Source organism: Winogradskyella poriferorum (assembly GCF_050618035.1).
GTDB classification, from domain to species: domain Bacteria; phylum Bacteroidota; class Bacteroidia; order Flavobacteriales; family Flavobacteriaceae; genus Winogradskyella; species Winogradskyella poriferorum_A.
Genome location: NZ_JBODPY010000205.1, coordinates 1 through 225, shown reverse-complemented (window position 1 = coordinate 225; position 225 = coordinate 1). Strand labels below are relative to the sequence as shown.

The window sequence follows — 225 nt, the reverse complement described above, 5'->3', positions numbered from 1 at the left end:
ACAGAATAACCTATTGTCATATGCTCATGGAGGGTCAAATGTGGATCCAGACAGTTTTAAGTTTTCTGTATTAGGCAGTTCAAATGCAATTCTAGGAAACCAGGTGTGTAATTTTATTAGAGGGCCAGTTTTAGGAAATCAGGAGTTTAATATAGATAGCGTTGGAAGATATCCAAACCCTTCTCAGGGATCGTATACAATAAGCGGTTCCAGAGATTTATTCCA

At 37.8% G+C, this 225-nt stretch carries 1 protein-coding gene; it reads left to right on the top strand.

Annotated features, from left to right (window positions below; genetic code table 11):
• Nucleotides 1–225: hypothetical protein (locus tag ACRHOC_RS15485; RefSeq protein WP_431159479.1), on the top strand; the 225-nt coding region annotated here is incomplete at both ends.